General features: G+C 41.6%; 7 protein-coding genes. All 7 read left to right on the top strand.

Annotation, left to right across the window (positions count from 1 at the left end; genetic code table 11):
- The first annotated feature begins 66 nt into the window (after positions 1-66).
- The 7 genes from BQ7314_RS16145 (at position 67) to arsB (ending at position 6,017) form a co-directional block, all read left to right on the top strand.
- Positions 67-309: a P-II family nitrogen regulator gene (locus tag BQ7314_RS16145; RefSeq protein ID WP_174483903.1), complete on the top strand. Its 243-nt coding sequence runs from the start codon at positions 67-69 to the stop codon at positions 307-309.
- 56 nt (positions 310-365) lie between these two features.
- Positions 366-902 (top strand): REP-associated tyrosine transposase, encoded by a 537-nt coding sequence (locus BQ7314_RS11860; protein WP_174483901.1) that lies wholly within the window; start codon positions 366-368, stop codon positions 900-902.
- Positions 903-1,100: 198 nt separating this feature from the next.
- Positions 1,101-3,317, top strand: coding sequence for a heavy metal translocating P-type ATPase (locus tag BQ7314_RS11855; protein ID WP_174483902.1), 2,217 nt, complete (start codon positions 1,101-1,103; stop codon positions 3,315-3,317).
- Between the two features lie 58 nt (positions 3,318-3,375).
- A complete protein-coding gene (locus BQ7314_RS11850) occupies positions 3,376-3,726 on the top strand; it encodes a metalloregulator ArsR/SmtB family transcription factor (RefSeq protein WP_174483900.1) in 351 nt (116 codons plus the stop codon).
- A 51-nt stretch (positions 3,727-3,777) separates the two neighbouring features.
- Positions 3,778-4,233, top strand: a complete 456-nt coding sequence (locus BQ7314_RS11845) for an ArsI/CadI family heavy metal resistance metalloenzyme (protein ID WP_174483899.1) — start codon at positions 3,778-3,780, stop codon at positions 4,231-4,233.
- Between the two features lie 131 nt (positions 4,234-4,364).
- The gene (locus tag BQ7314_RS11840; RefSeq protein WP_174483898.1) at positions 4,365-4,844 is read left to right on the top strand and encodes an arsenate reductase ArsC; all 480 of its coding nucleotides are present in this window, start codon (positions 4,365-4,367) and stop codon (positions 4,842-4,844) included.
- Positions 4,845-4,856: 12 nt separating this feature from the next.
- On the top strand, positions 4,857-6,017 hold the full coding sequence (arsB, locus tag BQ7314_RS11835) for an ACR3 family arsenite efflux transporter (RefSeq protein ID WP_174483897.1): 1,161 nt from the start codon (positions 4,857-4,859) through the stop codon (positions 6,015-6,017).
- Positions 6,018-6,149: the final 132 nt, after the last annotated feature.

Below are 6,149 nucleotides of genomic sequence, written 5' to 3'. Positions count from 1 at the left end.
TTATTATCACCCATAGATTTGATGTATGTCTACCATCTTATGTATTGTTGCGGACACCGTTAAGAAATACGTGGCTGTGGACGTAGCCGTAAAACAACTTCAGATGCTATTTTTGATGAAGAGAACTATGGTCTGGTCTCTCGCTTAAAGCTTGAAATAGCCTGCCATGATGAAAAAGTTGCACAGGTTGTTGCTGTGATACAGGAAAGTGCTCATACAGGCCTCAGAGGTGATGGAAAAATTTATGTATTGCCAGTACTAGAAGCAGTTCGTATTAGCACAGGTGACACAGGTGAAATAGCTATTTAAGTAGGATGTGCTGAGGCACGAAGCGCATCAAACCAAATAATTTAGGAATCATTTCAATGACAGATTACCGACGGATTTATACACCTGGGGCAGGCTGGTTTTTTACAGTGAATCTATTAGAAAGGCAAAATAACCCCCTATTAATCGAGAATATTGATGTGTTACGTCTAGCCTTTCGAGAAGTGAAAGAAAGGCACCCTTTTAAAATAGATGCTGTTGTGATATTACCTGATCACTTGCATTGTATTTGGACATTACCTAAAAATGATAGTAATTATTCCATGCGCTGGAATTTGCTGAAAGGAAAGTTTTCACGATTCTTAGCTAAAGGTGAGAAATTATCAGAAAGCCGAGTTAAGCGTAGAGAGCGAGGTGTATGGCAACGACGATTTTGGGAGCATAGTCTCAGAAATGAAGAGGACTATAACCGTCATCTGGATTATATACACTGGAATCCTGTTAAACACGGTTATGTATCGAATATTATTGATTGGCCGCATTCCAGTTTCCATAAATACGTGAAATTGGGCTTGTATCCAGAAAATTGGGGTGGTCAGACTGATGATGAATTTGAAACAGGAGAGTCAATGTAGGATGTGCTGACGATAGGAAGCGCATCATTTGATGTGCATATATTTGATGCGCTTCGTGCCTCAGCACATCCTACAGATAATAAACAGCACATCACCATAAAGAACATAAAAACCATGAATAAATCAGAAAAATCTTGTTGCTGCCCTAACGAGCCAACAGAAAATAAACCATCGGCAGAGTCAACGCACATACAAGGCATGACCTTTAAAATTGAAGGTCTGGACTGCGTTGAAGAGGTGTCTATTTTAAAATCAGAAATCGGTCCCTTAGTAGGCGGGGATGATAAGCTGGCTTTCGATGTGATCAATGGCCGAATGACGATTAGCTTAGAAGCCAAGCAGGTGCCAGAAAAAACTATTATAAAAAAGGTTGCTGCCACTGGAATGAAAGCGACACGCTGGAAACCGGGGGAAACACAAGCGGATGTTAAGCAACGACAACGATCCCAGACTGTTTATACAGTCATCAGCGGTGTGTGCATTGTTGCTGGGGTGCTGATACATATTGCCATCGCCGGGGGCTTTACCGATATTCAACAATTTTTTCAGTCTCCCGAAGCTTGGCGTTATTCATGGCAATCCTTGGGCGATTATCTTAAAAATCTGTTAAATGCCCATAGCTCACAATCTATGCCGTTGGCTGAAAAGGTAGCTTATAGCCTGGCTATTGTTTTTGGTGTTCGCCATGTTGTTGTCAAAGCATTTTATGCTTTAAAACGGCTTCGTGCTGATATGAACTTGCTGATGCTGGTCGCCATTATAGGCGCCGTCGTTATCAATGAATGGTTTGAAGCAGCGGCTGTTAGTTTCTTGTTTTCTTTATCATTAGCGATTGAAAGCTGGAGTATAGGCCGCGCTCGACATGCAGTCGAAGCGTTGCTGGATTTAGCGCCCTCTAAGGTAACCGTCAAACAAGAAAATGGACAGGAAATTAATATTGCCGCAGCTGACGTTAGTATAGGCACAGTCTTTATTGTTAAGCCCGGCGATAAAATACCACTGGACGGCGAAGTGAGCCGGGGTATCAGTTCGGTCGATCAGGCACCGATTACCGGTGAAAGTATCCCTGTCTCTAAACAGGTAGGTGATGAAGTGTTTGCGGGCAGTATTAATGGCGAGGCGGTGCTGGAAATTAAAGCAAGCAAACTCGCTTCCGATACCACCCTGGCACATATTATTCGCATGGTTGAAGAGGCGCATAGTAAACGGGCGGAGGCCGAGCAATGGGTGGAAAAATTCGCCCGTATTTATACCCCTATTGTTATGCTTGTTGCTTTAGCGGTTTTTATTATTCCACCGTTGTTTTTTGCTGGTATTTGGCAAGTATGGTTATATAAAGCATTGGTTTTATTAGTGATTGCTTGTCCTTGTGCATTGGTTATTTCAACACCAGTCAGTATCGTTGCTGCATTAGCCTGTGCAGCAAGGCAAGGAATATTGATAAAAGGCGGCATTTATATAGAAGCGCCTGCACATCTTAATGCTATTGCTTTTGATAAAACAGGCACATTGACCCGTGGTAAACCGGTAGTGACTGGGTTATATCCTTTTAATAATCATAATGAAGAAGAATTACTTAGCCGTGCCGCCGCATTAGAATCACGTAGTAATCACCCTCTGGCGAAAGCTATTTTAAATTATACCGAAAGCTTAGGAATCAAGATTGCCAATGCTGATAATGTGACCGTGCTACCTGGAAAAGGGGTGACAGGCTTATTTAATGGCACTGATTTTTGGCTGGGTTCTAGGCGCTATTTATTAGAGCGTGGTCAAGAAACTGCTGAAATTAGTCAACAAGCGATAGAATTGGAGAAAACAGGAAAAACAGTGATTGCCATCGGTAATGATCAACATGTTTGTGGTTTGATTGCTGTCGCCGATCAGCCACGAGAGCAAATTAAGTCAATTTTACAGGCTCTCAAACAGCAGAATATTAAACATTTGGCCATGCTAACGGGGGATAACCAGGTCACAGCTGAAAATATTGCAAGGGCCTGTGGTATAGATGAAGTTCATGCTGAACTGCTACCTGCTGACAAAGTTGATGTGATCAGTCAAATGGTTGAACAATATGGCAATGTCGCAATGATCGGTGATGGTATTAACGATGCCCCCGCATTGGGCAGAGCCAATTTGGGGATTGCCATGGGTGTAATGGGCTCGGATGCTGCGATAGAAACAGCGGATATTGCCTTAATGGGTGATGACCTTTCCAAACTGCCTTGGTTAATCAATCATTCAAAAAGAACATTGCGTATTATCCGGCAAAATATTGTTTTTGCACTCACACTAAAGGCTGCTGTTGCCATTTTAGCATTTGCTGGAATGGCCACTTTATGGCAAGCCATTGTCGCTGATATGGGAGCTTCACTGCTGGTCGTAGCTAATGGTCTAAGGTTATTAAAACCCAAATAATTGATTATTAGTTTATTTTTATATATGATTATCCGTATATTAATATTTATCTAAAGCCATGATCTCTCCTGCACAATTTTTTAAATGCTTATCTGATGATACACGTTTGCGTTGTATTACCTTATTACAACAAGAGGGTAAGCTCTGCGTTTGTGAATTAACCACAGCGCTGGAGCTGTCTCAACCTAAAATATCTCGGCATTTAGCTTCATTGCGCCAATGCGGTTTATTGCTGGATAGCCGAGAAGGGCAATGGGTTTTTTATCAGATTAACCCGTCATTACCCGATTGGACAACACCTTTATTAGTTAATGCTTTACAGGCTGTTCAATCCACTGAGTCATTTAAAATAGACCTACAACGCTTAAAGAAAATGGCAAATAGACCTGATTCAGCACTTTGTTGCTAAAATTTAATCCAAAACATACGCATATACATATATCAATTTATAGGAGTCATAATGAAACGATTACATATTCACCTCGCAGTCGAAAACCTGGAACAAAACATTAACTTTTACAGCACCATGTTTGGCTGTCAGCCCACAGTACAGCATGACGATTATGCTAAATGGATGCTAGATGATCCACGCATTAATTTTGCTATCTCTAATCGGAGCAAAAAACTGGGCCTGGATCATCTGGGTATTCAAGCGGATGATGAGTCTGAGTTACAAGCGATTAAACAACAGTTAGATGCAACTCAGGTACCGATTGAAGCACAGGAAGGCGCGGCTTGTTGCTATGCACGTTCGGATAAATATTGGGTGACAGACCCACAAGGAATTGCCTGGGAGTCCTTTCATTCTTTAAATGAAATTCCTACTTTTAATGAATCAAAAGATGGAGTTGATGAGGAAAGCAATGCTTGTCGACCTGCTTTGGAGGGTGAGAAGAAAGTATCATGTTGCGGTTAATTAAACGCGTGTAGGATGTGCTGAGGCACGAAGCGCATCACCTTAATACACTGAGTGATGCGCTTCCTATCGCCAGCACATCCTACATTTCCTACATTAACATCACAATTTAAATTTTTTATAGGTCTCAAATGTTAAATGTTTTTGTAATTTGTACAGGTAATTCTTGTCGTAGTGTGATGGGTGAAGCTCTGATGAGTTATTTAGGGCAGGATAGAATTAAGGCTTTTTCAGCCGGCAGTCATTCTATCGGCCGAATTAATACCAATGCTTTAGCTACATTGAAACGCCATGATTTACCGACTGAAGGCTATAAAAGCCAATCCTGGGAGGATTTTAAAGATACACCTATGGATATTGTCATTACCGTTTGTGATAACGCGGCAGGTGAAACCTGTCCTGTTTATTTGACTAAAGCAGTACGTGCACATTGGGGAGTATCAGATCCTAGGCATGCTGAAGAACCAGGTGAGGAAAAACTTGCCGCCTTTGAACAAACCTTTGCCACTTTAAAATTGCGGATTGAAAAAATGCTGGAATTACCTTTTGAAACGATGCCTGCCGATGAATTAACGATTGAGCTAAATAAGATAGGTCAGCTAAATACCTAATGGGGAAAAGAGATGACTGAAAAACAACATGATATGAGATTTTTTGAACGCTATCTAACACTTTGGGTAGGTTTGTGTATCGGCGTAGGTATTCTGTTAGGGGTTTATGCCCCAGAATTTGCCAAAACACTGGATGGAATGAGTATTAATGTGAATGGTGCACCTGTTGTCTCCATTCCTATTGCCATCTGTCTGTTTTTTATGATGTACCCAATTATGGTGAAAATTGATTTTTCTGAAGTGGTCAAAGCGGGTAAAAGCATTAAACCTGTTTCACTGACACTGGTTGTGAATTGGGCGATCAAACCGTTTACCATGTATGCCATTTCCTACTTGTTTTTGGGTATATTGTTTCAACAGTTTATCGGTGCGGATGCGGTAGACTTGGTAAAACTGCCGTTTGGCCTAGACTTACCTGTAGGGAGTCACTATGGCTCTGGTACTGTGGTGATGCATGAAGGGGTAAAAATGATGACGGTGCCGTTATGGCGTAGTTATCTTGCTGGCTGTATTTTACTGGGCGTAGCACCTTGTACGGCGATGGTATTAGTCTGGGGGTATTTGGCGAAAGGTAATGCTGGGCATACGCTGGTGATGGTGGCAATCAATTCGCTGGTGATGCTGTTTTTATTCGGTATCATTGGTGGTTTTCTGCTAGGTGTCGGTCAATTACCGGTACCTTGGGAAGCACTTGTGCTATCTATCAGTATTTATGTGGCATTACCTTTATTTGCGGGTTATTTTTCACGTAAATGGATTGTGGCTCATAAAGGTCTGGAGTGGTTTGAACAAAAATTCCTACATCTACTCACCCCGATTACTATCATCGCTTTATTATTGACGCTGATTTTACTTTTTTCATTTAAGGGTGATGTTATTATTGAAAATCCACTTACCATTTTATGGATTGCGATCCCGCTAGCATTACAAACCATTCTGATTTTTACGATCACTTATCTAGCTGCAAAATGGTGGGGCTTTTCTTATGAAAATGCCGCACCTTCCGCGCTAATCGGTGCATCTAATCACTTTGAAGTGGCGATTGCCACCGCAGTGATGTTATTTGGCTTGTCGTCGGGAGCCGCATTGGCAACCGTTGTGGGTGTGTTAATTGAAGTCCCTTTAATGCTTGCATTGGTAGGATTCTGTAAAAAGACCAAAAGTTGGTTTTGAGTAAACTTAAGGGGTTGATTTTATTGTTCTCTGAATGGCGGGCGCAAAGGGTCTAATGTGCTTCATTCCTCAATACGTTCTATAGAAAGATGGAATACCCAACAAAGACCTCATCAACTCTTATCGTTTACC

This window comes from methanotrophic endosymbiont of Bathymodiolus puteoserpentis (Logatchev) (assembly GCF_900128525.1).
Lineage (GTDB): Bacteria > Pseudomonadota > Gammaproteobacteria > Methylococcales > Methylomonadaceae > Methyloprofundus.
The sequence above is the reverse complement of the archived record's forward strand: the minus strand, read 5'-3'. Positions and strand labels throughout refer to the sequence as shown.

Bases quoted from the DNA above. Each gene is read 5' to 3' on its own strand.
- BQ7314_RS11840 (WP_174483898.1), top strand. From the start codon at position 4,365: ATGTTAAATGTTTTTGTAATTTGTACAGGTAATTCTTGTCGTAGTGTG.
- BQ7314_RS11855 (WP_174483902.1), top strand. From the start codon at position 1,101: ATGACCTTTAAAATTGAAGGTCTGGACTGCGTTGAAGAGGTGTCTATT.
- BQ7314_RS11850 (WP_174483900.1), top strand. From the start codon at position 3,376: ATGATCTCTCCTGCACAATTTTTTAAATGCTTATCTGATGATACACGT.
- arsB (WP_174483897.1), top strand. From the start codon at position 4,857: ATGACTGAAAAACAACATGATATGAGATTTTTTGAACGCTATCTAACA.
- BQ7314_RS11860 (WP_174483901.1), top strand. From the start codon at position 366: ATGACAGATTACCGACGGATTTATACACCTGGGGCAGGCTGGTTTTTT.
- BQ7314_RS11845 (WP_174483899.1), top strand. From the start codon at position 3,778: ATGAAACGATTACATATTCACCTCGCAGTCGAAAACCTGGAACAAAAC.